This window comes from Dactylosporangium sp. NPDC000555, assembly GCF_040300025.1.
Lineage (GTDB): Bacteria > Actinomycetota > Actinomycetes > Mycobacteriales > Micromonosporaceae > Dactylosporangium.
Map to the genome: position 1 here is coordinate 91,112 of NZ_JBEPDB010000009.1, position 24,954 is coordinate 116,065.

At 71.0% G+C, this 24,954-nt stretch carries 21 protein-coding genes; 17 read left to right on the forward strand and 4 right to left on the reverse strand.

Going from position 1 to position 24,954, the window contains the following annotated elements; all coding sequences use genetic code 11:
• Window positions 1-54: 54 nt before the first annotated feature.
• Window positions 55-2,454 carry a DEAD/DEAH box helicase gene (locus ABT297_RS08655; RefSeq protein WP_502885535.1) on the reverse strand — a complete coding sequence of 800 codons (2,400 nt, stop codon included), beginning with the start codon at window positions 2,452-2,454 and terminating at the stop codon, window positions 55-57.
• Here ABT297_RS08655 and ABT297_RS08660 point away from each other — a divergent pair.
• The 6 genes from ABT297_RS08660 (at window position 2,416) to topA (ending at window position 10,529) form a co-directional block, all read left to right on the forward strand.
• Window positions 2,416-2,769 (forward strand): STAS domain-containing protein, encoded by a 354-nt coding sequence (locus ABT297_RS08660; protein ID WP_350546299.1) that lies wholly within the window; start codon window positions 2,416-2,418, stop codon window positions 2,767-2,769. The genes ABT297_RS08655 and ABT297_RS08660 overlap by 39 nt on opposite strands.
• A gap of 2 nt (window positions 2,770-2,771) precedes the next feature.
• A complete protein-coding gene (locus tag ABT297_RS08665) occupies window positions 2,772-3,248 on the forward strand; it encodes an ATP-binding protein (protein ID WP_350546300.1) in 477 nt (158 codons plus the stop codon).
• 206 nt (window positions 3,249-3,454) lie between these two features.
• Window positions 3,455-5,827: a sodium-translocating pyrophosphatase gene (locus tag ABT297_RS08670; RefSeq protein ID WP_350546302.1), complete on the forward strand. Its 2,373-nt coding sequence runs from the start codon at window positions 3,455-3,457 to the stop codon at window positions 5,825-5,827.
• A 90-nt stretch (window positions 5,828-5,917) separates the two neighbouring features.
• Entirely contained in the window at window positions 5,918-6,445 is a 528-nt protein-coding gene (locus ABT297_RS08675; RefSeq protein ID WP_350546305.1) for a hypothetical protein, read from the forward strand.
• The gene (locus ABT297_RS08680) at window positions 6,436-7,449 is read left to right on the forward strand and encodes a hypothetical protein (protein ID WP_350546307.1); all 1,014 of its coding nucleotides are present in this window, start codon (window positions 6,436-6,438) and stop codon (window positions 7,447-7,449) included. The genes ABT297_RS08675 and ABT297_RS08680 overlap by 10 nt, the downstream gene beginning before the upstream one ends.
• Window positions 7,450-7,724: 275 nt before the next feature.
• Entirely contained in the window at window positions 7,725-10,529 is a 2,805-nt protein-coding gene (gene topA / locus ABT297_RS08685) for a type I DNA topoisomerase (protein WP_350546310.1), read from the forward strand.
• A gap of 5 nt (window positions 10,530-10,534) precedes the next feature.
• Here topA and ABT297_RS08690 read toward each other — a convergent pair whose 3' ends face one another.
• Complete coding sequence (locus ABT297_RS08690) at window positions 10,535-11,827, reverse strand: D-arabinono-1,4-lactone oxidase (RefSeq protein ID WP_350546311.1); 1,293 nt, start codon at window positions 11,825-11,827, stop codon at window positions 10,535-10,537.
• 254 nt (window positions 11,828-12,081) lie between these two features.
• On the opposite strand from ABT297_RS08690, the gene ABT297_RS08695 reads away from it, so the two are divergent.
• The 8 genes from ABT297_RS08695 to nadC all read left to right on the forward strand — a co-directional run bounded on the left by ABT297_RS08695 (window position 12,082) and on the right by nadC (window position 19,514).
• Window positions 12,082-12,627, forward strand: coding sequence for a TetR/AcrR family transcriptional regulator (locus ABT297_RS08695; protein WP_350546420.1), 546 nt, complete (start codon window positions 12,082-12,084; stop codon window positions 12,625-12,627).
• 16 nt (window positions 12,628-12,643) lie between these two features.
• Window positions 12,644-13,666 (forward strand): Rossmann-like and DUF2520 domain-containing protein, encoded by a 1,023-nt coding sequence (locus ABT297_RS08700; protein WP_502885536.1) that lies wholly within the window; start codon window positions 12,644-12,646, stop codon window positions 13,664-13,666.
• A complete protein-coding gene (panC, locus tag ABT297_RS08705; protein ID WP_350546313.1) occupies window positions 13,663-14,472 on the forward strand; it encodes a pantoate--beta-alanine ligase in 810 nt (269 codons plus the stop codon). Before ABT297_RS08700 ends, panC begins: the two co-directional genes overlap by 4 nt.
• On the forward strand, window positions 14,469-14,891 hold the full coding sequence (gene panD / locus ABT297_RS08710) for an aspartate 1-decarboxylase (RefSeq protein ID WP_350546316.1): 423 nt from the start codon (window positions 14,469-14,471) through the stop codon (window positions 14,889-14,891). Before panC ends, panD begins: the two co-directional genes overlap by 4 nt.
• Before the next feature lie 172 nt (window positions 14,892-15,063).
• A complete protein-coding gene (locus tag ABT297_RS08715; RefSeq protein WP_350546317.1) occupies window positions 15,064-15,969 on the forward strand; it encodes a septum formation family protein in 906 nt (301 codons plus the stop codon).
• A 77-nt stretch (window positions 15,970-16,046) separates the two neighbouring features.
• On the forward strand, window positions 16,047-16,916 hold the full coding sequence (locus tag ABT297_RS08720; RefSeq protein ID WP_350546319.1) for a septum formation family protein: 870 nt from the start codon (window positions 16,047-16,049) through the stop codon (window positions 16,914-16,916).
• Between the two features lie 74 nt (window positions 16,917-16,990).
• On the forward strand, window positions 16,991-18,628 hold the full coding sequence (locus ABT297_RS08725; protein WP_350546321.1) for an L-aspartate oxidase: 1,638 nt from the start codon (window positions 16,991-16,993) through the stop codon (window positions 18,626-18,628).
• A 7-nt stretch (window positions 18,629-18,635) separates the two neighbouring features.
• Window positions 18,636-19,514: a carboxylating nicotinate-nucleotide diphosphorylase gene (nadC, locus tag ABT297_RS08730; protein ID WP_350546323.1), complete on the forward strand. Its 879-nt coding sequence runs from the start codon at window positions 18,636-18,638 to the stop codon at window positions 19,512-19,514.
• 11 nt (window positions 19,515-19,525) lie between these two features.
• Here nadC and ABT297_RS08735 read toward each other — a convergent pair whose 3' ends face one another.
• Complete coding sequence (locus tag ABT297_RS08735) at window positions 19,526-19,705, reverse strand: hypothetical protein (RefSeq protein WP_350546326.1); 180 nt, start codon at window positions 19,703-19,705, stop codon at window positions 19,526-19,528.
• A 52-nt stretch (window positions 19,706-19,757) separates the two neighbouring features.
• Between ABT297_RS08735 and ABT297_RS08740 the strand changes: the two genes are divergently transcribed.
• Window positions 19,758-20,519, forward strand: coding sequence for a type III pantothenate kinase (locus ABT297_RS08740; RefSeq protein ID WP_350546328.1), 762 nt, complete (start codon window positions 19,758-19,760; stop codon window positions 20,517-20,519).
• Here ABT297_RS08740 and ABT297_RS08745 read toward each other — a convergent pair.
• The gene (locus ABT297_RS08745) at window positions 20,516-21,238 is read right to left on the reverse strand and encodes a class I SAM-dependent methyltransferase (RefSeq protein WP_350546331.1); all 723 of its coding nucleotides are present in this window, start codon (window positions 21,236-21,238) and stop codon (window positions 20,516-20,518) included. The genes ABT297_RS08740 and ABT297_RS08745 overlap by 4 nt on opposite strands.
• A 400-nt stretch (window positions 21,239-21,638) precedes the next feature.
• Here ABT297_RS08745 and ABT297_RS08750 point away from each other — a divergent pair, with 400 nt between their 5' ends.
• Both ABT297_RS08750 and ABT297_RS08755 read left to right on the forward strand, forming a co-directional pair.
• Entirely contained in the window at window positions 21,639-21,995 is a 357-nt protein-coding gene (locus ABT297_RS08750; protein WP_350546334.1) for a histone-like nucleoid-structuring protein Lsr2, read from the forward strand.
• Between the two features lie 419 nt (window positions 21,996-22,414).
• On the forward strand, window positions 22,415-24,952 hold the full coding sequence (locus ABT297_RS08755; RefSeq protein WP_350546337.1) for an ATP-dependent Clp protease ATP-binding subunit: 2,538 nt from the start codon (window positions 22,415-22,417) through the stop codon (window positions 24,950-24,952).
• The last annotated feature ends 2 nt before the right edge of the window (window positions 24,953-24,954 follow it).

Below are 24,954 nucleotides of genomic sequence, written 5' to 3' on the forward strand. Positions count from 1 at the left end.
GCCGGGAGGGGTTCGGATCGGGCGATGTCCGGGCCCTTCACGGTGGCCGTGAGGTCACGACGATCGGAGGTGGGTGAGGACCAGGGACAGCACGCGGGCGGCCTCGGGCTTGTTCAGGGGGTTGTTGCCGTTGCCGCACTTCGGGGACTGCACGCACGACGGGCAGCCATGCTCGCACTGGCAGCCGCGGATGGCGTCGTGCGTGGCGGTCAGCCAGGTGACGGCCGTGGCGTAGGCGCGCTCGGCGAAGCCCGCGCCGCCGGGGTGGCCGTCGTACACGAAGACGGTCGGCAGGCCCGTGTCGGCGTGGGCTGCGGTGGACAGGCCGCCGATGTCCCAGCGGTCGCAGGTGGCCACGAGGGGCAGGAGGCCGATGGCGGCGTGCTCGGCGGCGTGCAGGGCGCCCGGCCACTCGACGTCGGGGATGCCGGCGTCGTCGAGGGCGTCGGGGTCGATGGTCCACCAGACGGCGACGGTGCGCAGGATGCGCTCGGGCAGGTCGAGGGGGCAGGTCTCGATGACCTCGCCGGAGACCAGGCGGCGACGCTGGTAGCTGACCACCTGGTTGGTGACCTCGACCTCGCCGAGGGACAGGGTGACCGGGCCGGTGGTGCGGGACTCGCGCACGGCCAGGACGGTCATCGAGGTGACGTCGCGGGGATGGGTGCTCCAGTCCGGGTCCTCGGCGTGCACGAGCGCGGTCGAGTCGGCGAGGTCGAGCTTGTCGACGACGTAGGTGGCTCCGCGGTGGAGGTACACGGCGCCGGTGTGCACCTGGTGGTGCGCCGAGCCGGTGTCGACCGTGCCGAGGAGGCGGCCGGTGGCCGACTCGACGACGGCGATCGGGCCGCCTCCGGCGCCGCGCAGGTCGACGTCCGGGCGGTCGCGCTCGGTCCAGTACCAGCCGGACGGGCGCTTGCGCAGCAGGCCCGCGGCGACCAGGGCATCGAGCACGGCCGGGGCGCCGTCGGGGAAGAGGGCGAGGTCGGCGGGGGTGAGGGGGAGATCGGCGGCGGCGCAGCACAGCTGCGGGGCGAGCACGTGCGGGTTGGCCGGGTCGAAGACGGTGGCCTCGACCGGGCGGCCGAAGAGGGCCTCGGGGTGGTGCACGAGGTAGGTGTCGAGCGGGTCGTCGCGGGCCACGAGGACGCAGGTCGCGGCGCGACCGGCTCGGCCCGCGCGGCCGGCCTGCTGCCAGAGGGAGGCGAGGGTGCCGGGGTAGCCGGACATGATCACGGCGTCGAGGCCGGTGAGGTCGACGCCGAGTTCGAGGGCGTTGGTGGAGGCGAGGCCGAGCAGCGTGCCGTCCATGAGGTCGCGCTCCAGGGCGCGGCGGTCCTCGCGCAGGTAGCCGGCCCGGTACGCGGCCACGCGCGAGCCGAGGCCGGGCGAGGCCACGTCGAGGTTGTGCCGGGCCATCGTGGCGACCACTTCGGCGCCCTTGCGCGAACGGACGAAGGCCAGGGTGCGCACGTCCCGGGAGACGGCGTCGGCGAGCAGGGTCGCCGTGTCGGTGAGCGCGGAGCGGCGTGGGCCGTCGGGGGTGACCAGGGGCGGCTCCCAGAGCTTGAACGTGATCGGGCCGCGCGGGGAGGAGTCCTCCGTGAAGGCGGTGGCCGGCAGGCCGGTGAGCCGCTCGGCGGAGCCGGCCGGGTCGCCGGAGGTCGCCGAGGCCAGGACGAAGCAGGGTGCGGCGCGGTAGCGGGCGGCGATGCGGCGCAGGCGGCGCAGCACGTGGGCGACGTGCGAGCCGAAGACGCCGCGGTACGCGTGGCACTCGTCGACCACGACGAAGGCGAGCCCGCGCAGGAACCGGGCCCAGGAGGCGTGCCCGGGCAGGATGCCGTGGTGCAGCATGTCCGGGTTGGTGAGCACGACCCGGGCGTGGCGGCGGACCCAGTCGCGCTCCTCGCGGGAGGTGTCGCCGTCGAAGGTCGCCGGGTAGAGGCCGGGCAGGCCGAGGTCGGTCAGGGCGCGCAGCTGGTCGGCGGCGAGGGCCTTGGTCGGCGAGATGTACAGGACGGTCGCCCGCTCGTCGGTGAGGAGCCGGGCGAGCGCGGGCACCTGGTAGGCCAGCGACTTGCCCGAGCCGGTGCCGGTCGCGACCACGGTGTGGTTGCCCTCCCATGCGGCCGTGGCGGCGAGGGCCTGGTGCCGCCAGGGCTGGAAGCCGAAGGCCGCGCGGACCGGCTCGGGCACCCACTCCGGCCAGGGGACGACGACGCCCTCGCGGCGGGGGAGCGTTTCGGTGTGGAGCAGCACGCCCAGAACTCTAAAACACCTGTTCGAAGGCCCGATTGCGATACACGCCGACCTGATCTGGGAAAGGGGGTGGAGCGTCGCCTGGCTTGGGCGTCGATGGTTAGATGCCCGTGGAGGGCTCGCACATTCCGGCCGGCAGAGGAGGAGGTCCGCATGGAGCTGTCGTTGTCGGCGTACGACTCCGGCGACCATACGGTGCTCGAGGTCGGCGGCGAGGTGGATGTCTACACCGCGCCACGGCTGCGCGAGAAACTGGTCGAGCTTGTCGAGCAGGGCGCCCGGCACGTCGTCGTAGACCTCAGCCGGGTGGAGTTCCTCGACTCGACCGGGCTGGGCGTGCTGGTCGGTGCGCTCAAGCGGCTTCGCGCGGTCAACGGCACGTTCGGCCTGGTGTGCGCGCACGAGCGGCTGCTCAAGATCTTCCGGATCACGGCGCTGGACCGCGTGTTCCAGCTGTACGACACCGTGGCCGCCGCGACCGGCGCGGGCGCCGAACCCCCGGCGTAGGCATGCCGACGGTACGCCTCTCCTTCTCGCCCGCACCGGCGCATGTCCGCACGGCGCGTCTCGTCGGTGTCGCCGTCGCGCGGCGGGCCGGCGTGGCCGAGGGGCTGCTCGAGGAGGTCCGGCTCGCGATCGGTGAGGCCTGCTCGCGGGCCGTCGCGCTGCACCGTTCGCACGGCCTCGACGACCTGGTCGACGTCGCCATGGCCGACGGCGACCGGTTCACCGTCCGCGTGGTCGACCGCGCGGCCAACGGCGCGATGGTCACCCGCGCCCCCCACGACGAGGCCGTTGTCCTGCTGTCCGACCCGGCCCTGCCCCTGACCACCCCGCCCGACCTGCTGGCGGAGGAGGCGGTCGCCGCGCGGATGGGGCTGGCCCTGCTCGCGGGTCTCGTCGACGACCTGAGTGTGTCCGAATTATCCGACGGTGTCGGGACCGAGGTCCGCATGTCGTGGCCTCTGGAGCGCTCCAGCGACTAGCGACGTGAGCTAATCGACAGAACGCGATTTATTGAAACGCGCAAGTCGGTGTGACCACGAACACGGTGGGCGCTAGAGTACGGCGATCGTGTATGACGTCCCTGGTCATTGGGTACCTCGGATCGTCAGCACGGCTCCCGCGTGGAGAACCGCCGCCGGCCTGACCGCTCGCGGCGCTGTCATGTGTCGGTACAGGAGGACAACGAATGTCCGGAACACTCGTCGCCAACGGCGAGATTTCCCTTTCCGGGAGCAACCTGACCTACGTCGTCGTCGCGCTCGTCATCGCCTTCGTGGCGCTGGGCTTCGCTGCGGCTCTCGTCAGGGCGGTACTCGCGACCGGCCGGGGCACACCAAAGATGCAGGAGATCGCCGAGGCGGTGCAGGAGGGCGCGAGCGCGTACCTCGTGCGCCAGTTCAAGACCCTGGGCATCTTCGTCGTGATCGCGGTGGTGCTGCTGTTCCTGCTCCCGGTGAACGACGCCGGAACCAACGAGGTCTGGATCAAGATCGGCCGGTCGGCGTTCTTCGTCGTCGGCGCGGTCTTCTCGGCCTTCATCGGTGGTGCCGGCATGGCACTGGCCACCCGCGCCAACCTGCGCGTCGCGGCGGCGGCCCGAGAGGACGGCGGCCGGGAGAAGGCGATGCAGATCGCGTTCCGCACCGGTGGCGTGGTCGGCTTCCTCACCGTGGGCCTGGGCCTCTTCGGCGCGGCCCTGGTGGTGGTCATCTTCAAGGACCAGGCACCGACCGTGCTCGAGGGCTTCGGCTTCGGCGCGGCGCTGCTCGCGATGTTCATGCGGGTCGGCGGCGGCATCTTCACCAAGGCCGCGGACGTCGGTGCCGACCTGGTCGGCAAGGTCGAGCAGGGCATCCCCGAGGACGACCCACGCAACGCGGCGACCATCGCCGACAACGTGGGCGACAACGTCGGCGACTGCGCCGGCATGGCGGCGGACCTGTTCGAGTCCTACGCCGTGACGCTCGTCGCGGCGCTGATCCTGGGCCGCGCCGCCTTCGGCGAGCAGGGCCTGGTCTTCCCGCTGATCGTGTCGACCGTCGGCGTGATCATCGCGATTCTCGGCGTCGCGCTCACCCGCCTGCGCAAGTCCGACCGCAACGGCCTCGTCGCGATCAACCGGGCGTTCTACATCTCCGCCGCCGCCTCGGCGATCCTGGTCAGCGCCGCCGCGCTGTTCTACCTGCCCAGCACTTGGGCGGACCTCTCGGGCGAGACCGACGGGCTCAAGAAGATCATCGAGCTCAAGGGTGGCGACGCCCCGCCGTTCGGCCCGCACGTCACCGCCATCATCGCCGTCGTCATCGGCATCGCGCTCGCCGCGGTCATCCAGGCCCTGACCGGGTACTTCACCGAGACCGAGCGCCGCCCGGTCAAGGACATCGGCAAGAGCGCTCTCACCGGCCCCGCCACGGTCGTGCTCGCGGGCGTCAGCGTCGGCTTCGAGTCGGCCGTCTACTCGGCCATCGTCATCGGGGCGGGCGTCTTCGGCGCCTTCCTGCTCGGTGGCGGCTCGATCACCCTGTCGCTGTTCGCCGTCGCCATGGCCGGCACCGGCCTGCTCACCACGGTGGGCGTCATCGTCGCCATGGACACCTTCGGCCCGATCAGCGACAACGCGCAGGGCATCGCGGAGATGTCCGGCGACATCGACGAGCGGGGCGCCCGCACGCTGACCGAGCTCGACGCGGTCGGCAACACCACCAAGGCGATCACCAAGGGCATCGCGATCGCCACCGCCGTGCTCGCCGCGACGGCGCTGTTCGGCTCCTACACCGACACGATGAAGACGGCGCTGGGCAACGCCGGCAAGGCCGCCGACGACGCGGCCACCGCCGTGCTGCTCAACGTGGCCAACCCGAGCAACCTGGTCGGCCTGCTCATCGGCGCGGCGGTCGTGTTCCTGTTCTCCGGCCTGGCGATCAACGCGGTGGCCCGCTCGGCGGGCGCGGTGGTGTTCGAGGTCCGCCGGCAGTTCCGCGAGTTCCCGGGCATCATGGACGGCTCGCAGCGGCCGGAGTACGGCAAGGTCGTCGACATCTGCACCCGCGACGCCCAGCGCGAGCTGATCACGCCCGGCCTGCTGGCGGTCCTGGCGCCCATCGCCGTCGGCTTCGGCCTCGGCGTCGGCCCGCTGGCCGCCTACCTGGCCGGCGCGATCGGCACCGGCACGCTCATGGCGGTGTTCCTGTCCAACTCCGGTGGGGCGTGGGACAACGCGAAGAAGCTGGTCGAGGACGGCGTCCACGGCGGCAAGGGCTCGCCCGCGCACGCCGCGACGGTCATCGGCGACACCGTCGGCGACCCGTTCAAGGACACCGCCGGTCCGGCCATCAACCCGCTGATCAAGGTGATGAACCTGGTCGCCCTGCTCATCGCGCCCGGCGTGGTCACGCTCACGGTTGGCAACGGCAGCCAGGCGTTGCGCTACGTCATTGCGATCGCCGCGGTGCTGATCATCGCCGGTGCGGTGGTGCTGAGCAAGCGCAAGCCGGTCGCCGTCGACGCCGGCAACGGCACGGCATCGGAGGAGTCGGCCCCCGCGAAGGTCACCGCCTGACCCGATCGGTCCGCGACACCGACGCTCCGGCCGGTCTCGGCCGGAGCGTCGTGTTTTCTCGAACAGACGATCGGTTCTACGCTGCACATCATGCGTGCCGCCCGCCTCTTCGCCGCCGCCGTCCTGCTGTGCGTGGTGGCAGGGTGCGGCGGCGCCGACGGGGTCGAGCCGACGCAGTGGGCGAAGTCGGTCTGCACCGCGCTGGCCCCGTGGCGTGCCGAGATCGCCGACCTGACCGTGAAGGCGCAGCAGCAGCTCGAGGGGGCCAAGACGCCGGCCCAGGCCAAGACCAACATCGTGGACCTGCTGGTCGGGGCCGAGTCGGCGAGCGAGAAGGCCCGGGCCGGCGTCGACGGCGCCGGCGTGCCCCGGGTCGCCGACGGCAAGAAGATCGCCGAGCAGTTCACGGCGTCGCTGTCCAAGGCCCGCGACGCGTACGGCAACGCCAAGCGCACCGTGTCCGGCCTGCCCACGGCGGATGCGAAGACCTTCTACGCGGCCGTCGGCTCGGCGTTCGCGACGCTGAAGGACGAGTACGAGCGCAGCGCGATCGACCCGGCGCGAGTCGGCCCCGCCGATCTGCAGCACGCGTTCGACGGGGCGGCCGAGTGTCGGTGACGCCGGCCCGCGGCCGGCAACTGTCGCTGTTCGGGGTCGAGGCACGCCCGCCCGCGCCGATCGACCTGGAGGGGCTGCTCGCCGGAGCCGGCCAGGTCGGCCGGATGGGCGGCACCGGCCGGGTGTCGATCGTGGTCGACGACGCATGGCGGTGCGCGGTGGTGCGTGCCGAGCTCGAGGCGCGCGGCCTGGTGGTGAGCTGCGAGCCGACCGGCGAGGAGGACCGCTGGCGGCTTCGTACCGCGTACTCGGCCGCCCTGGCCCCGCTCGCCGCGCGGTGGCTCGACGACGAGGGCACCAAGGTGTCGCCGCGCGGGCTCGCCCTCGACGGCCGGAGCCTGCGGTTGTGGGTGGCGGCGGCCGGCGCTTACGACGGGCCGCGCGCCTACCTGCTGCGCCTCGCGCCGCGGCCCCTGCGACCTCCGGACGATCCAGAAGATCCGGAAGATCCGAACCATTCGGACGGGCTCGGGGAGGCCGTCGCGATCGAGGCGGCGGAGCCGGATCCGGCACCGCCGCCGGCTCCGACCCCGGCCGTGTCGCAGCCGGTCAGTTCGCGGCGCGCCGAGCGGCCGAATGTACGCAAGCGCAAGGGCGAGAGCAAAATCACAGCCTTCGATCCTGGGCCGGACGAGCTCGTCGAAGCCGAGGAGTTCTTCGGTGCCGACGCCGGGGACGAATGGCCCGATTCCGGGCTCGATGACCTGCCCACCGTCGTGCTCGACACGGTGTCGGAGCGGGCGCCCGAGCCCGTCGCGGAGGGGTCGGCGGAGGACATGGCGGAGGATTCCGCGGGGGATTCGGCGGGGATCGACCGGCAGGTGGCGGACAACTGGATCGCGGTCGGCGACGCGCTCGCGGCGGTCGGGCTGCCGGCCGTGCTCGTCGGCGCGGACTCGGGCGGCCCCGCCTACCGCATCGTGGGACCGCGGCGCATCACCCGCCTCGCGGAGTTGGTGGGTGAACCTCCGGCGGACGCGCCGCAGGGGTGCTGGCCGGCATAGCGCCAGATGGCAGCCGGGCTACTCCCCGTAGGGTGGCGCTGCCGTACCGGTGATGTGATTTGCGGAAAACCGGTCCGCCGTGCTGGGGAAAAATCACCATAAATACGGCAGGCGGGGCGACACGTTCGCAAGATCGGGCAGGTCGCGGTTGTGCATGGGTGTACCGTGGCGCCGATCGGCGTGTCGCGAGCCGAACGCCGGGGCGCCCCGTTGCGCAACTCGGCGCGCGGGCGCGCGTTACGTTTGACATCTGTCCGTCCGCACCGGGGAGAACTGTGCCGAACTCCGCCAACACGAAGCGGCTGGTGATCGTGGAGTCGCCGGCGAAGGCCAAGACGATTTCGGGCTATCTCGGCCCGAATTATGTCGTCGAGGCGAGTTTCGGCCATGTCCGCGATCTGCCTGTGGGCAAGAAGGACATGCCCGACGCGCTCAAGAGCAAGCCGTGGGCGTACCTCGGCGTGGATATCGACAACGATTTCACCCCGGTCTATATCATCTCGGCCGACCGGCGCCGGCAGATCACCCGCCTCAAGGACTTCCTGAAGGAGGCGAGCGAGGTCTACCTCGCCACGGATGAGGACCGCGAGGGCGAGGCCATCGCCTGGCACCTGCTGGAGACGCTCAAGCCGAAGGTGCCGGTCAAGCGGATGGTCTTCCACGAGATCACCCGGCCGGCGATCCAGGCCGCGGTCGCCAACCCGCGCGACATCAACCGCTCGCTGGTCGACGCCCAGGAGGCGCGGCGCATCCTGGACCGCCTCTACGGCTACGACGTGTCCTCGGTGCTGTGGAAGAAGGTGCAGCCCGGCCTCTCCGCCGGGCGGGTGCAGTCCGTGGCGACCCGCATCGTCGTCGAGCGGGAGCGGCAGCGGATGAAGTTCCGCTCCGCCGAATACTGGGACATCCTCGCCAAGCTGCTGGCGGAGAACGACCCGCGCACGTTCAACGCGACGCTGATCGCGATCGACGGCGACCGGGTCGCCACCGGCCGCGACTTCGACCCCGAGACCGGCCAGGTCCGGCCCGGCGCCGGGGTCATCCACCTCGACGAGGCGGGCGCCCGTGGCCTGGCCGCGCGCCTGGAGGGCCGGCCGTTCAAGGTCACCCGGGTCGAGGAGAAGCCCTACCGCCGCAAGCCGTATCCGCCGTTCATCACCTCGACGTTGCAGCAGGAGGCCGCCCGCAAGCTGCGGCTGTCCTCGGCGAACACGATGCGCGTCGCGCAGCGGCTGTATGAGAACGGCTACATCACCTATATGCGTACCGACTCGGTGAACCTCTCCGAGGCGGCGATCGCGGCGGCGCGCCAGCAGATCCAGGACCTCTACGGGGCCGCCGCGGTGCCGGCTCAGCCCCGGCGGTACACGGGCAAGGTCAAGAACGCCCAGGAGGCGCACGAGGCGATCCGCCCGGCCGGCGACTCCTTCCGCACGCCCGGCGACGTCGCCAAGGAGCTCAACGCCGAGGAGCTGCGCCTTTACGAGCTCATCTGGCAGCGGACCATCGCCTCGCAGATGAACGACGCGGTCGGCAACTCGACCTCGGTGCGGATCAACGCGGTCACCCCGCAGCAGGAGTCGGTCGACTTCGGCGCCACCGGCAAGACGATCACCGACCCCGGCTTCCTGCGCGCCTACGTGGAGTCCACCGACGACGAGTCCGCCGAGACCGACGACGCCGAGCGGCGACTGCCGGTGCTGGTCAAGGGCCAGCCGGTCACCGGGCAGGCGCTGACCCCGACCGGCCACACCACCCAGCCCCCGTCCCGCTATACCGAGGCGTCGCTGGTCAAGGCGATGGAGGAGCTCGGCATCGGCCGGCCGTCGACCTACGCGTCGATCATGGAGACGATCAACAACCGCGGCTACGTGTTCAAGCGCGGCCAGGCGCTGATCCCGTCCTTCCTCGCGTTCGCCGTGATCGGGCTGCTGGAGCAGCACTTCCCGCGGCTGGTCGACTACGACTTCACCGCCTCGATGGAGAACGTGCTCGACGAGATCGCCAACGGCGACGAGAGCACGGTGGACTTCCTGCGCCCGTTCTACTTCGGCGGCGACAACGGCGACGAGGGCTCGGTGGCCCGTCAGGGCGGCCTCAAGCGGATGGTGACCGAGCGCCTCGGCGAGATCGACGCGCGCGGCATCAACTCGATCCCGCTCTTCCGCGACGACGCCGGCCGCGACGTCGTGGTGCGCGTCGGTCGCTACGGCCCGTATCTGCAGCGCTTCGTCCCCGGCGCGCCCGAGGGCGAGGAGGGCGACCGCGCACCGGTGCCCGAGGGCATCGCCCCCGACGAGCTCACCCCGGAGAAGGTCGGCGAGCTGTTCGTCGGCGGCACCGGCGGTGAGCGCAAGCTGGGCGAACACCCCGAGACCGGCGAGCCGATCGTGGTGAAGTCCGGGCGGTACGGGCCCTATGTGTCCAGCGGCGAGAAGACCACGTCGCTGTTCGCGACGCAGAGCCCCGAGCAGCTGACCCTGGAGGAGGCGCTGCGGCTGCTGTCGCTGCCGCGGGTCGTCGGCCTCGACGCGGAGGGTCAGGAGATCACCGCCTCGCCCGGGCGCTACGGGCCGTACATCAAGCGCGGCACCGACACCCGGTCCCTGGAGGACAACGAGCAGCTGTTCACGCTCACGCTGGACGAGGCGCTGGTCCTGCTCGCCGCGCCGAAGACCCGCGGACGGCAGGCGGCCAAGCCCCCGCTGCGCGAGATGGGCAACGACCCGGCGACCGAGAAGCCGCTGGTCATCAAGGACGGCCGGTTCGGGCCCTACGTGACGGACGGCGAGTTCAACGCCTCGCTGCGCCGCGGCCAGACGGTCGAGGCCCTCACGCTCGAGGAGGCCAGCGGAATGCTGGCCGAGAAGCGCGCGAAGGGCCCGGCGCCGAAGAAGGCCCGCTCGACGGCGAAGAAGGCCGCGCCGGAGAAGAAGGCGGCGCCGGAGAAGAAGGCCACGGCCGCGCGGAAGACGACGGCCGCGAAGAAGACCACGGCGGCCAAGAGGGCGACGCCGGCGAAGAAGGCCGCGCCGAAGAAGGCCGCCTCCGCCAAGAAGGCGGCGCCCTCCGACGAGTAGCGCGCTCAGGCGCCGAGGACCCGCTCCGTGTACGCGTTGGCGAACAGCCGGTGCGGGTCCAGCTTGTCGCGCAGGGCGGTGAAGTCGGCGAAGCGGGGGTATGCACCGGCGAGCGACTCGGCGGTGCGGAAGTTCATCTTGCCCCAGTGCGGCCGCCCGCCCAGGGGCGTGGTCACCGCCTCGAACCGGCGGAAGTACTCCTCATAGGGAGCGCCGACGTACTGGTGGATCGCGATGTACGCGTTGTCGCGCCCGTAGCCGTGCGAGAGCCAGATGTCGTCGGCGGCGGTGAAGCGGACCTCCACCGGAAACTGGATCTTGTACGGCAGGCCGGCGACCACCGCCCGCAGCCCGTCGAACGCCTCGCGCAGCGCCTCGCGGGGCAGGCCGTACTCCATCTCCACGAACCTGACCCGCCGTGGCGTGCAGAACACCTCGTGCGAGGCCGCCGTGTAGGTGCGCGCCGACAGCGCGCGCGCCGAGATGCGGCTGATCGGCGGTACCGTCGCCGGAAATGCGCGACCGAGACGGCAGGCGGTGCCGAAGACCGTGTTGGACAGGAAGTCGTCGTCGAGCCAGCGCCGCCAGCCCGGCAGCGGCGAGTCCACCGCCGGCACCCGGTTGTTGCGCTTCATCTGGACCCGGTCGGTGTACGGGAACCAGTAGAACTCGAAGTGGTCGTTGGCCCCGACGTGCTCCGGCAGGCCGGACCACACGTCGGCGAGCGTGGCCGGGCGCTCGTCGGCGCGCAGCGTGAACGCCGGCACGCAGCGCAGCGTGACCGTGCTCAGCACGCCCAGCGCCCCGATGTTGACCCGTGCCGCCGCGAAGAGGTCCGGGTTGTCGGTGGCCGAGCAGGACAGCTCGGCGCCGTCGGCCGTGACCAGCGTGAGCGCCTCGATGAAGGTGGCCAGGCAGCCATATCCGGCACCGGTACCGTGGGTGCCGGTCGACAGCGCTCCCGAGATCGTCTGCGCGTCGATGTCGCCGAGGTTGGGCATGGCCAGGCCGTGCGCTGCGAGCGTCGCGTTGAGCACCGACAGGGGCATGCCGGCCTGCACCGTGATGAGGTTTCCGTCGACCCGCACGAGGGACGCCATCCGGTCGAGCTCGACCCGCACCCCGTCGGTCGCGGCGGCCGGCGTGAAGGAGTGGCCGCTGCCGACAGCCTTGACCCGCAGGCCCTCGCCGGCCGCGGCGCGGAGAAGTTCGCCCAGCTCAGAGGTGCTGGCCGGGTGCGCGACGCGGGCGGCGGTCGCGGTCTGGTTGCCGGCCCAGTTGGACCACGGAGATGTCACGAAACCTGAGTACCCTTCACGTATGCCCCCAGTCAATGCTCCGATCAATCACAAGGGTGAAATGGGCTATCCGTCGATCGTGTCCGGTCGTTGACGTGAGTAGGTTTCAAAGGCGGGCCTGAGCGGCAGTAACCGCCAGATCCGACGAGATTGAGGGGGACGACCGGGTGGCGACGCAGACTGTGGCCGGCGCCGGCACGAAGCCGCTGCGCCGGGTGCCGGTGCAGGGGCGCAGCGTGGCGCGGGTCGGGCGGATGCTCGACGCCTGCGCCGAGCTCGTCGACGAGGTGGGCTACGACGGGCTCACCACGACGCTGCTGGCGGAGCGGGCGGGGGTGGCGATCGGCTCCGTCTACCAGTTCTTCCCGGACAAGCGGGCCGTCGTCCAGGCGCTCACGCTGCGCAGCCTCGAGGGCTACCTGGAGCGCCTCGGCGCCCGGCTGGCCGACGAGGACATCGCGCACTGGTGGGACGCCGTCGACGCGGCGATCGACGAATACATCGACATGCACCGCACAGTGCCCGGGTTCCGCACCCTGCACTTCGGCGATGTGGTCGACATCCATCTGCTGGACGACGAGCGGGACAACAACGATGTCATCGTTTCGCATCTCGTCGGGCTGCTGATCGAGCGGTTCGGCATCCTCGACGGGCAGCGCCTGCAGTTCGTGCTGGCGATCGCGGTCGAGGCCGCCGACGCGCTGATCAAGCTCGCGTTCCGGCGCTCGCAGGACGGGGACCCCGTCGTGCTCGGCGAGGCCAAGGCGCTGATCAGAGAGTATCTGCACCACCGGCTCTAACCGGCTGTTTCGCGGGGTGAGGCGGGCAAGGCGCGCTGTTGACAATCCCACATCGCCTGTCCGCTTTTCCCCGCCGCGGCGCATACTTCTGATCGACCGGTACCCCGTTGAAGAGGACTGGATCTTTCGGATGAACAGCGCTGTGAACAGGCAAAATATCGGCATCATCGGTGCCGGTCGAGTAGGCGCGGTGCTTGGCGCCGCGCTCGAGCGAGCCGGGCACAACGTGATCGCCGCGGCGGGCGTCTCCGCCGCCTCCAAGTCCCGCGCCGAGCGCCTGCTGCCGCACGCGCGCCTCCTGCCCGCCGACGAGGTCGCCGCCGCCGCGGACCTCGTGCTGCTGGCGGTCCCCGACGACGTCCTCGCCGGCCTGGTCAAGGGCCTGGCCGAGACCGGCGCGCTGCGCCGGAGGGGGGCCGGCCAGATCGTCGCGCACACCTCCGGCGCGCACGGCCTGGCGGTGCTCGACCCGGTCGCCGCCGCCGGCGCCCGTCCGCTGGCGCTGCACCCGGCCATGACGTTCACCGGCACCGAGGCCGACCTCGACCGGCTCGCGGCTGGCATCTCCTTCGGCGTGACCGCCCCCGACGACCTGCGGGCCACGGCCGAGTCGCTGGTCGCCGACCTGCACGGCGTCGTCGAGTGGATCGCCGAGGAGCGGCGGCCGCTGTATCACGCCGCGCTCGCACACGGCGCCAACCACCTGGCCACCCTCGTCAGCGAGGCGATGGACCGGCTGCGCGACGCCGGCGTGCAGGAGCCCGAGCGGGTCCTGGCGCCCCTGCTGGGCGCCGCGCTCGACAACACGCTGCGCCTCGGCGACGCCGCCATCACCGGCCCGGTCTCCCGCGGCGACGCCGGCACCGTGGCCAAGCACCTGCGAGCACTCGACGCCGTCGCGCCCGGGTCCGTACCTCCGTATCTGGCGCTGGCCCGGAGAACCGCCGACCGGGTCATCGCCGCCGGCCGGCTGCGCCCGATCGACGCCGAGCCGATGCTGGACGTCCTGCGCGACGCGGCCAAGGAGCGTGCCGCGTGAAGGTCGTCTCCACTCGTCCGGAGCTGCGGGAGGGGCGCGCCGCGCTGACCGGCGGCGTCGCCGTGGTGATGACCATGGGCGCGCTGCACTCCGGGCACGAGGCCCTGCTGCGCCAGGCCCGCGCGGAGGCCGGCTCGGTCCTGCTCACCATCTTCGTCAACCCGCTGCAGTTCGGCCCCACCGAGGACCTCGACCGCTATCCGCGCACGCTGGAGGCCGACCTCGAGATGGCCCGCGACTGCGGCGTGGACCTGGTCTTCGCCCCGTCGCGCGAGGTCGTGTACCCGTCCGGCGATCCCGCCGTGCGCGTCGACCCCGGCCCGCTCGGTGTCGTGCTGGAGGGCGCCAGCCGGCCCGGTTTCTTCCACGGGGTGCTCACCGTGGTCAACAAGCTGTTCCAGCTGACGCGGCCCGACCAGGCGTACTTCGGCGAAAAGGACTACCAGCAGCTCGGCCTGATCCGGGCGATGGTCCGCGACTTCGACCTGCCGATCGACGTGCGCGGCGTGCCGACCGTGCGCGAGCCCGACGGCCTGGCCCTGAGCAGCCGCAACCGCTACCTGGCCCCGGCTGAGCGGGAGGCGGCGCTGGTCCTGCACCGCGCGCTGCGGGCGGCCGCGGCCGCGGGGGACGTCGAGGCGGGCCTGGCCGAGTTCGCCAAGGTGCCCGAGGTCAAGCTCGACTACCTGGTGCTCACCGACCCGATGCTCGGGCCCGCGCCGCAGCACGGCCCGGCCCGGCTCCTGACCGCCGCCTGGGTGGGCGGCACGCGACTGATCGACAACCTTGGAGTGGACCTGCCGTGATCCGCACGATGCTCAAGTCGAAGATCCACCGGGCCACGGTGACCCAGGCCGACCTGCACTATGTCGGGTCCGTGACCGTCGACGAGGACCTCATGGACGCCGCCGACCTGCTCGCCGGCGAACAGGTCGCGATCGTCGACGTCACCAACGGGGCGCGGCTGGAGACGTATGTGATCGCCGGGCCGCGCGGCTCCGGCGTCATCGGCATCAACGGCGCCGCCGCCCACCTGGTGCACCCGGGCGACCTGGTCATCCTGATCTCGTACGCCCAGCTCGACGACGCCGCCGCCCGCGCTTACCAGCCCCGCGTCGTGCACGTCGACGCCGGCAATCGCGTGATCTCGCTCGACCACGACGCGGCCGGCGCGGTGCCCGGCATGGTGGGTTCTCCCCTCCGGGGCGACCTCGTTCGGGGCTGAGAGTTCGTCGCTTTCGCTGGGGTTCGTCGTCTTCTTTGGCTTCGTGGCCCCTTATCGCCGTGTTGCCAATCCCGTCTATGGTTGGGCAGACTGCCTGCGCCCGGTCCGGCTCCTGTCCGGCCGGCGCCTGGACAGGAGACGGCACTGCCGAGCCTGGGGAGGACAGACGAGGATGGCGCGCAAGCTGATCTCGGCACTGGTGCCGGCGATCGCCCTGGCCCTGCTGGCCGGCTGCGGCACGCCCGCCGGCACGGACAAGGACCTCATCAACGACTGGCAGATGCTCGCCACGCCGAAGGTGCCCTCGCCGCCGGTCAACGCCTGCTACACCACCTCCGTCGACTACTTCGCGACCGACACCACCACGCTGTTCTCCTTCAAGCCGGTCGACTCGTGCTCGGTCTCGCACGCGAGCGAGACCTTCTACGTCGGCGACCTCACCGGCAGCGCGGCCAGCGGCACCACCCCGCCGAAGGGCGAGGCGCTCAAGGACGGCTGGACCAAGTGTGCGACCGAGGCGGAGCAGTTCCTCGGCGGCGACTACCACGACGGCCGGCTCGAGCTACTGGTCCTGGTCCCGTCCTCGACGCAGTGGGCCAGCGGCGCCCGCTACCTGCGGTGTGACCTGGCCGAGGTGGTCAGCGACGGCGACAAGCCGGTCAACCGCACCGGCAGCCTCAAGGGTGCGCTGACGGGGGACAAGCCGCTCGCGCTGACCTGCGCGATCGAGGTCTACGACACCGACGGCAAGACGTGGCTGGACTACACGCCGACGGCGTGCACGAACTCGCACAACATGGAGTATGTCGGGACGTACACGTCGACGGACCGCCCGTTCCCGAGCAACGCCGACGAGCGCAAGAGCGCGATCCGCCCGGGCTGCGAGGCGCTGGGGGCGAAGTATCTGGGGGTGACCACCTCCCAGCTCACCAGCCACCAGCAGGTCGGCATCGGCTTCTGGATGGTCGACGAGGAGAGCTGGAAGCGGGGCAACCGCTCGGCGCGCTGCTACGCGATGCTGTTCGACAAGAAGATGGTGTCGCGCTCCATCAAGAACATCGGCACCGGCACGATTTAGGGCCGTCCTGCGCGCGGCCGGCGGGTCGGTCTGAGTGCGACTGGACAGTTACCGACGGGTAACGCAGACTGCTGCTCATGAAGCGGGTGGTCTTCATCGTCGTGGTCGTGGCGCTGCTCGGCGGCGGCGTGTACTGGATGTACGAGCGCGGACAGGGCCGGCACATCCCGAGCACCCCGCCGGCGGGTGCACCGACGGCCGGGACCTGCTACAAGGTCGACGCCAACGGGGCCAAGGCGGCGCTGCCGTGGGCCGGCGACCCGGTCGACTGCGCCGGTGCGCACACCGTCGAGCTGTTCCACATCGGACAGGTCGGCAAGGACCTGCTGCACCGCCTCGACGACGCAAAGGGCGACGGCGTCCGGATCACCCAGGCGCTGCTCTACGCCCAGGCTCGCCGCACCTGCCTGGTGCAGGGCCCGCTCTTCCTCGCCGGCGGCTGGCACGAGGCAAGGGTGCAGATTGTGGCGTCGTGGATCAAGCCCGCGACCGACGGGTTCTTCGGCTGTGGCGTGGCCGAGGTGACCGGCCCGACCGGCGATCAGTTCGCCGCCCGCGAGGGGACGCTCAAGGGGGCGCTCGCGCAGGATTCGCCGCTCGCGATCGCCTGTGTGAAACAGAGCGGAGATCTGCTTCGGTACGTCGGGTGCGCCGAAACCCACGACGGTGAGTACTCGGGCGTCTACACGATCGCCCCGCCGGAGGCCCCGTTCGACGAGGCGGCCGTGAAGTCGGCGACGGCGAAGGGATGCACGACGGTCGGTCTCAAGTACCTGGGCCTGCCGGAGAACGGTTCGCGCGACGACCTGGCGCCGGGTTCGGTCGGGCCGAAGACGGCGTCGGACTGGCTGGGCAGCGACCAGGTGTTCGCGTGCTACCTGACGAGTCTCAAGCCCCTGAAGGCCACGGTGCGCGGCATCGGCTCGGCCCCGCTCCCGTTGGGCTGACACGTGCGTGAGGCATACGGGATGGCGACGAGCATCACCACCCGACATCCGTATGAGTGATGTTGACTGTAGGGATGACTCTAGGCGTGAACGGGCCGATCGTGCCGCGCCAGCTGGCCGGGCCACAGCCCGGGTGGGCCGAGCCGACCGACGTCGTCGTCATCGGGTCCGGGGTGGCGGGGCTGACCGCCGCGCTCCATCTCCGCGAGGCCGGGCTGCACGTCACCGTCGTCACCAAGGTCAACATCGATGACGGGTCGACGCGCTGGGCGCAGGGCGGGATCGCCGCCGTGCTCGATCCGCTCGACACGCCCGAGGCGCACGCGCAGGACACGCTCGTCGCCGGGGTCGGGCTCTGCGACCCGGCGGCCGTGGACGTGCTCGTGCGCGAGGGGCCGACCCGGGTGCGCGAGCTGATCCGCTGGGGTGCCGAGTTCGACCGCAACACCGACGGCTCGCTCATGCTGACGCGCGAGGGCGGGCACCACGCCAACCGCATCATCCACGCGGGCGGCGACGCGACCGGGGCCGAGGTGCAGCGGGCGCTGCACGCCGCCGTGCACCGCGACCCGTGGATCCGCCTCATCGAACACGCGCTCGTGCTGGACCTGCTGACCGACGCCGACGGGCGGGCCTGCGGGGTGACCCTGCACGTGCTGGGCGAGGGGGCCGCGGACGGCGTCGGCGCGGTCATGGCGCGGGCGGTCGTGCTCGCCACCGGGGGCATGGGGCAGATCTTCGCCGCCACCACCAACCCGATCGTGTCGACCGGTGACGGCGTCGCGCTCGCGCTGCGGGCCGGGGCGAGGGTCACCGACATCGAGTTCGTCCAGTTCCACCCGACCGCGCTGGCCCTGGGCAACCGCGACTCCCAGCAGCCGCTGGTGAGCGAGGCGCTTCGGGGCGAGGGCGCGTATCTGCGCGACGGCGAGGGCAACCGCTTCATGGTCGGCCGGCACGAGCTCGCCGAGCTGGCGCCGCGCGACGTCGTGGCCAAGGGCATCTACCGGGTCATGCGCGCCGAGGGCGCCGGCAACGTATGGCTGGACGCGCGGCACCTGGGCCGCGAGTTCCTCGAGACGCGCTTCCCGACGATCGTGGCATCCTGCCGCGCCGCGGGCGTCGACCCGGCCGCCGACCTGATCCCGGTTTCGCCGGCCGCGCACTACGCGTCGGGCGGCGTGCGGACCGACCTGCGCGGGCGGACGTCGATCCCGGGTCTGTACGCCTGCGGCGAGGTCGCCTGCACCGGCGTCCACGGCGCGAACCGGCTGGCGTCCAACTCGCTGCTGGAGGGGCTGGTCTTCGCCCGGCGCATCGCCGAGGACATCGCCCGCGACCTGCCACAGCAGGCGGAGCCGGCTACCCCGGAGCGCTTCGCCTGGTCCGCGGACCCGTCGATCCGGCCGCAGCTGCAGGCCGCGATGTCGGCGCACGCGTCGGTACTGCGCAGCGCCGAGTCGCTCGACCAGGCCGAGCAGGCGCTCGCGAAGCTGTCGATGGACCGCGCGACCCCGAACGTGGCCGCCTGGGAGGCCACCAACCTGCTCACTGTCGCCAGTGCCCTGGTCGCCGCCGCAACGCAGCGGCAGGAGACCCGGGGCTGCCACTGGCGGGAGGACTTTCCCGATGCCAGCGACGTCTACCGGGGCCATTTCCTCGCCGCCCTTGACGACGCCGGCGCGCTGACCGAGACCTGGGAGGACGCGTGAAGACGCAGTGAGGATCCAGACCGAGGCCGAGCTTCGCAAGGTGGGGCTCGACCCCGCAGCCGTGGATGAGATCGTCCGGCGCACCCTGGCCGAGGATCTCGGGCCCGAGGGCCTGGACGTGACGAGCGTGGCGACCGTTCCGGAGGACCAGACCGACGAGGCCGACATCGTGGCCCGGGCCGACGGCGTGGTGGCCGGCCTGTGGGTGGCGGTGGCGGTGTTCGAGGCGGTGTCCGGCGGTACGGCCGCGGAAGTGAAGAAGCGGGACGGGGAGCGGGTGGCCCGCGGTGATGTGCTGGCCACGGTGAGTGGGCCAACCCGGGCGCTGCTCACCGCCGAGCGCTCCGCTCTCAACCTGCTGTGCCGCCTGTCCGGCGTCGCCACCCACACCCGCCGCTGGGCGGACCTGCTGGAGGGCACCAAGGCGCTGGTCCTCGACACCCGCAAGACCACGCCGGGCCTGCGGGTCCTGGAGAAGTACGCGGTCCGGGCGGGCGGCGGCACCAACAAGCGCATGGGGCTCTACGACGTCGCCATGATCAAGGACAACCACAAGCTGGCCGCGGGCGGGATCACGGCCGCGTACGAACGCGTTCGCGAGGCATTCCCGGACGTGCCGGTGCAGGTGGAGGTCACCACGGTCGGCGAGGCCGTCGAGGCGGTGACGGCCGGCGCGCCGTTCCTGCTGCTGGACAACATGCGGCCGGAGCTGCTGCGTGAGGTGGTCAGCGCGGTCGGCGGGCGGGCGGAGCTGGAGGCGACGGGCAACCTGACCCTGGACATGGCCGCGGAGTATGCGGCGGCCGGCGTCGACTACCTGTCGGTCGGCGGCCTCACCCACTCCTCGCCGATCCTCGACATCGCGATGGACCTGCGGCTGCACTGAGTGATGGGACTCTAGCGGGCCGGAAGGGCCGTCGTCACGAATCGGTCGATGCGGTCGTACCGCCAATCCTGCGGCACGATACGCCGGCGCGGCTCCCGGGTGGAGACGCGGATGACCGCATCGACCGTCGTGACGCACGTGGCCACCGGCAGCGGGGCGAGCGGCGTCGGGGCGTTCAGGATCACTGGCACGTGATCATTGGCACGTGATCGTCACTGAACGGTCGTTGGTTAGGCTTCCGGGGTGCTGCTGTGCATCGACATCGGAAACACCAACACGGTGCTCGCCACGTTCGAGGGTGAGAAGATCGTCCACTCGTGGCGGATCAAGACCGACGCCCGCGCGACCGCGGACGAGCTCGGCCTGCTCTACCGGGGGTTGCTGGCCACCGACGCCGTGTCCCTGACCGGCATCGCGGCGTGCTCCACCGTCCCCGCCGCGCTGCGCTCGCTGCGCACGATGCTGCAGCGGTACTACGGGAACGTGCCCACCGTGATTGTGGAACCCGGCGTGCGCACCGGGGTACAGCTCGCCATCGACAACCCGAAAGAGGTCGGCACCGACCGGGTGGCGAACACCCTGGCCGCGTACACCCTCTACGGCGGCCCCTCGATCGTCGTGGACTTCGGCACCTCGACCAACTTCGACGTGGTGTCGGCGCGGGGCGAGTTCCTGGGCGGGGTCCTCGCCCCGGGCATCGAGATCTCCGTCGACGCGCTGGCCGGACGCGCCGCGCAGCTGCGCAAGGTCGAGCTGGTCAAGCCACCGCGGGTGATCGGCAAGAACACGGTCGAGTGCCTGCAGTCCGGCGTGGTGTACGGCTTCGCGGGCCAGGTCGACGGAGTGGTGCGCGGGGTGACCGCGGAGCTCGGCGGCAACGTCAAGGCGGTCGTCGCCACCGGCGGGCTGGCGTCGATCGTGATCGGGGAGTGCCAGAGTGTGACGCATCACGAGCCGATGCTCACGCTGATCGGTCTGCGCCTGATATTCGAGCGCAACACCTAGACCTTCGCGGCGCGGTACGCGTATGTGACATAGGGCAGGTCGAAGTGTTCCCGTTCGCCGAATGTGCGCGAGGCCAGTTGGCGGACCTGCCGCTCGAGCGCGGCACGGGTGTCGTCGTCGGAGACGAGGTAAAAGGAGCGGGACCGGATCAGCTCGACGAGGGAATCGGCCGTGTGCGTCGTGCTCCAGTGGAAAAGGCGCAGCTCCACGGCGGCGAATAGGGGTCCGAACTGGTCCGGGGCCAGATGGCGCTCGTCGATGACCGAGCGGGCCCGGTGGCCGTCGAACACCTCGGACAGCTCGGCCACCCACGGCACCGACTCGTCGCGCACGTTCCAGATCGGCACGAAGAAGCCGCCGGGGCGCAGCACGCGGGCGATCTCGGCGTGGGCGGGCTCGCCGGCGAACCAGTGATATGCCTGCCCGGCGGTGACGGCGTCCTGTGTGGTATCGCCGACCGGAATTGCGGTGGCGCCGCCGGGCCGGGCATCGCCGCCGATCTGCCGGCGCATTTCGTCGTCCGGCTCGACCGCGATGACGCGGTGGCCCAGTTCGGCCAGCTGGCGGGTCAGGATGCCGGTGCCGGCGCCCAGGTCGACGATGGCGCGCGGCCGGTCGCCGAGCGCCCAGCGCAGCGCCGCCTCCGGATAGCGCGGACGGATTCGGTCGTACAGGGCGGCGGCCGCGCCGAACGAGGACGCGTGTTTCGCGAAGTCCACGGCCCAACCGTACGCGCGAGCCGAATTTTCCCCGGCGCGTGTTGCGGTTGCTGGATGACAGCGCACTTCGTCACGCATAGCAATGTGGTCGACACGGATCTGCACGAACGTATTGCTTGCGGGCTATTTCTGACGCGCTGACCTGCCGGGTGGCATCGAGGCGGGCATCGGGATCGGCGCCGACTTGCGCATTGCGCCAGCCGGGTGGCATTCCGTGTTCGTGCCGGTGGCCGGCGGTGGCGGGGCGCGGAATCGATCGCCTTCGCGCGCCGGAAACGATCCGTTTTCTTCTGGTGCGGACGGGGTAGTTTCGGCGTAGCGTTGACGGGGCGCGGCCATACTGCGTTATCTTTGCATTCGCACATCGCGGGGGGCGGGCTTCCTCGAAAGGAATACGACAGTGGCCAAGCGGACCATCCACGTGCTGGTCGACGACCTCGACGGCGGAGAGGCCGACGAGACGGTGAAGTTCGCGCTCGACGGCGTGCAGTACGAGATCGACCTATCCAAGAAAAACGCAACGAAGCTGCGCGATGCGTTCGGACCGTTCCTGACCGCCGGGACCAAGGTGGGCCGGGGTGGCGTCGTCGTCGGCGGGCGCGCGGCCAGCGCGCGCGGCCGGGGTGGTGCCGCCGCGGATCGCGAGCAGAACAAGGCGATTCGGGAATGGGCTCAGAACAAGGGCATCAAGGTGTCCGACCGGGGTCGCATCAAGCAGGAAATCGTGGACCGTTTTAACGCCGAAGCGGGCCGATAGCCCCCGTTGACCGTTTCGTCCGAACGGTCTGCTGAGTAGACGTTTAGGCTAAGCTGTTCGATTTCAGCGCGTTCAGACACCCATCGTAACGGTTCAGTTACGGTGGGTGTCCGGCATTTGGGGCCCGATTTCGCTCTTGGCGTACCGGCCGGAGTGCTGGAACAGCCCAGGAGATGCGAACGTTGGGCAGAAGCACCGGGTACACGCGGTTCCCGGAGGGTAGGCAACCAAAGATCGTGGGTCCCGGCGCCCGAATGCGGGGTGCGGCGACGTCGCACACCCCGCAATGTGTCGGCCCGCGGCGATAGAGTGATGGCACGGTCACGTTGGCGTCCGACAGAGCTTCGGCGTGGCGACCCCCGCTCGACGGGGTCCCGCGGAGGAGCGGCGGCGACGGACACGGCACGTGAGGAGCAGGGATGTTCGAGCGGTTCACCGACCGAGCACGAAGGGTTGTCGTCCTGGCGCAGGAAGAAGCCCGGATGCTCAACCACAACTACATCGGCACCGAGCACATCCTGCTCGGCCTCATCCACGAGGGTGAGGGCGTGGCGGCCAAGGCGCTCGAGAGCCTCGGCATTTCGCTGGAGGGTGTCCGCCAGCAGGTCGAGGAGATCATCGGCCAGGGCCAGCAGGCGCCGAGCGGACACATTCCGTTCACGCCACGCGCCAAGAAGGTGCTGGAGCTGTCGTTGCGGGAGGCCCTGCAGCTCGGGCACAACTACATCGGCACCGAACACATCCTGCTCGGCCTGATCCGGGAGGGTGAGGGCGTCGCCGCCCAGGTGCTGGTCAAGCTGGGTGCCGACCTCAACCGGGTCCGTCAGCAGGTCATCCAGCTGCTCTCCGGCTACCAGGGCAAGGAGCCGGCCGCGGCCGGCACCGGTGCCCCCGGCGAGGCTGCCCCGTCGACGAGCCTGGTGCTCGACCAGTTCGGTCGAAACCTCACCCAGGCGGCGCGCGAGGGCAAGCTCGACCCGGTCATCGGCCGGGAGAAGGAAATCGAGCGGGTCATGCAGGTGCTGTCCCGCCGCACCAAGAACAACCCGGTCCTCATCGGCGAGCCCGGCGTGGGCAAGACCGCGGTGGTCGAGGGGCTGTCCCAGCGGATCATCAAGGGCGAGGTGCCCGAGACGCTCAAGGACAAGCAGCTCTACACGCTGGACCTGGGCGCGCTGGTCGCCGGCTCCCGCTATCGCGGCGACTTCGAGGAGCGGCTGAAGAAGGTCCTCAAGGAGATCCGCACCCGCGGCGACATCATCCTGTTCATCGACGAGATCCACACGCTCGTCGGTGCGGGTGCCGCGGAGGGCGCGATCGACGCGGCGAGCATCCTCAAGCCGATGCTGGCCCGTGGCGAGCTGCAGACCATCGGCGCGACCACGCTGGACGAATACCGCAAGCACCTCGAGAAGGACGCGGCGCTGGAGCGGCGCTTCCAGCCGATCCAGGTGGGTGAGCCGTCGCTGGCGCACACCATCGAGATCCTCAAGGGCCTGCGGGACCGCTATGAGGCGCACCACCGGGTGACGATCACCGACGCCGCCCTGGTGGCCGCGGCGACCCTCGCCGACCGCTACATCTCCGACCGGTTCCTGCCGGACAAGGCGATCGACCTGATCGACGAGGCCGGCGCGCGGATGCGCATCCGCCGGATGACCGCTCCGCCGGACCTGCGCGACTTCGACGAGCGCATCGCTCAGGTGCGCCGTGACAAGGAGTCCGCGATCGACGCGCAGGACTTCGAGCGCGCCGCGCAGCTGCGGGACAAGGAGAAGCAGCTGCTCGGCCAGAAGGCGCAGCGCGAGAAGGAGTGGAAGGCCGGCGACCTCGACGTCGTCTCCGAGGTCGACGACGAGCAGATCGCCGAGGTCCTGGCCAACTGGACCGGCATCCCGGTGTACAAGCTGACCGAGGAGGAGACGGCCCGCCTCCTGCGCATGGAGGACGAGCTGCACAAGCGCCTCGTCGGCCAGGAGGACGCGGTCAAGGCGGTCTCGAAGGCGATCCGGCGCACCCGGGCCGGCCTGAAGGACCCGAAGCGCCCGTCCGGCTCGTTCATCTTCGCCGGCCCGTCCGGCGTCGGGAAGACGGAGCTGTCCAAGGCGCTCGCCGAGTTCCTGTTCGGGTCCGAGGACGCGCTCATCCAGCTCGACATGTCCGAGTTCCACGATCGGTACACGGTGTCTCGCCTCGTCGGCGCGCCTCCCGGTTACGTCGGCTACGACGAGGGTGGCCAGCTGACCGAGAAGGTTCGCCGCCGGCCGTTCTCGGTGGTCCTCTTCGACGAGATCGAGAAGGCCCACCCGGACGTGTTCAACACCCTGCTGCAGATCCTCGAGGACGGTCGGCTCACCGACGGTCAGGGTCGCATCGTGGACTTCAAGAACACGGTGATCATCCTGACCACCAACCTGGGCACCCGCGACGTGGCCAAGGCCGTGTCCCTGGGCTTCCAGGCGTCGGAGGACACCGAGTCCAACTACGAGCGGATGAAGCAGAAGGTCAACGACGAGCTGAAGCAGCACTTCCGCCCGGAGTTCCTCAACCGTATCGATGACACGATCGTCTTCCACCAGCTCATGCAGGACCAGATCCTCGGCATCGTCGACCTGATGATCGCCCGGATCGAGACCCAGCTCCGCAACAAGGACATGGGCCTGGAGCTGACGGACAACGCCAAGAAGTTCCTGGCCAACAAGGGCTACGACCCGGTGCTGGGCGCGCGGCCGCTGCGCCGCACGATCCAGCGCGAGATCGAGGACGCCCTGTCCGAGCGCATTCTGTTCAACGAGCTGCGCCCGGGCCAGATCGTGGTCATCGACTGCGAGGGCGACCCGGCCCAGTTCGAGAAGGCCAAGCTGGTCTTCGACGGCGCCGACCGCCCGGGCGCGGTGCCCGACGCGGTCCCGGCCGAGCTGGCTGGCGGCGGCTCCGCCGACGAGCCGGCCGCGTAACG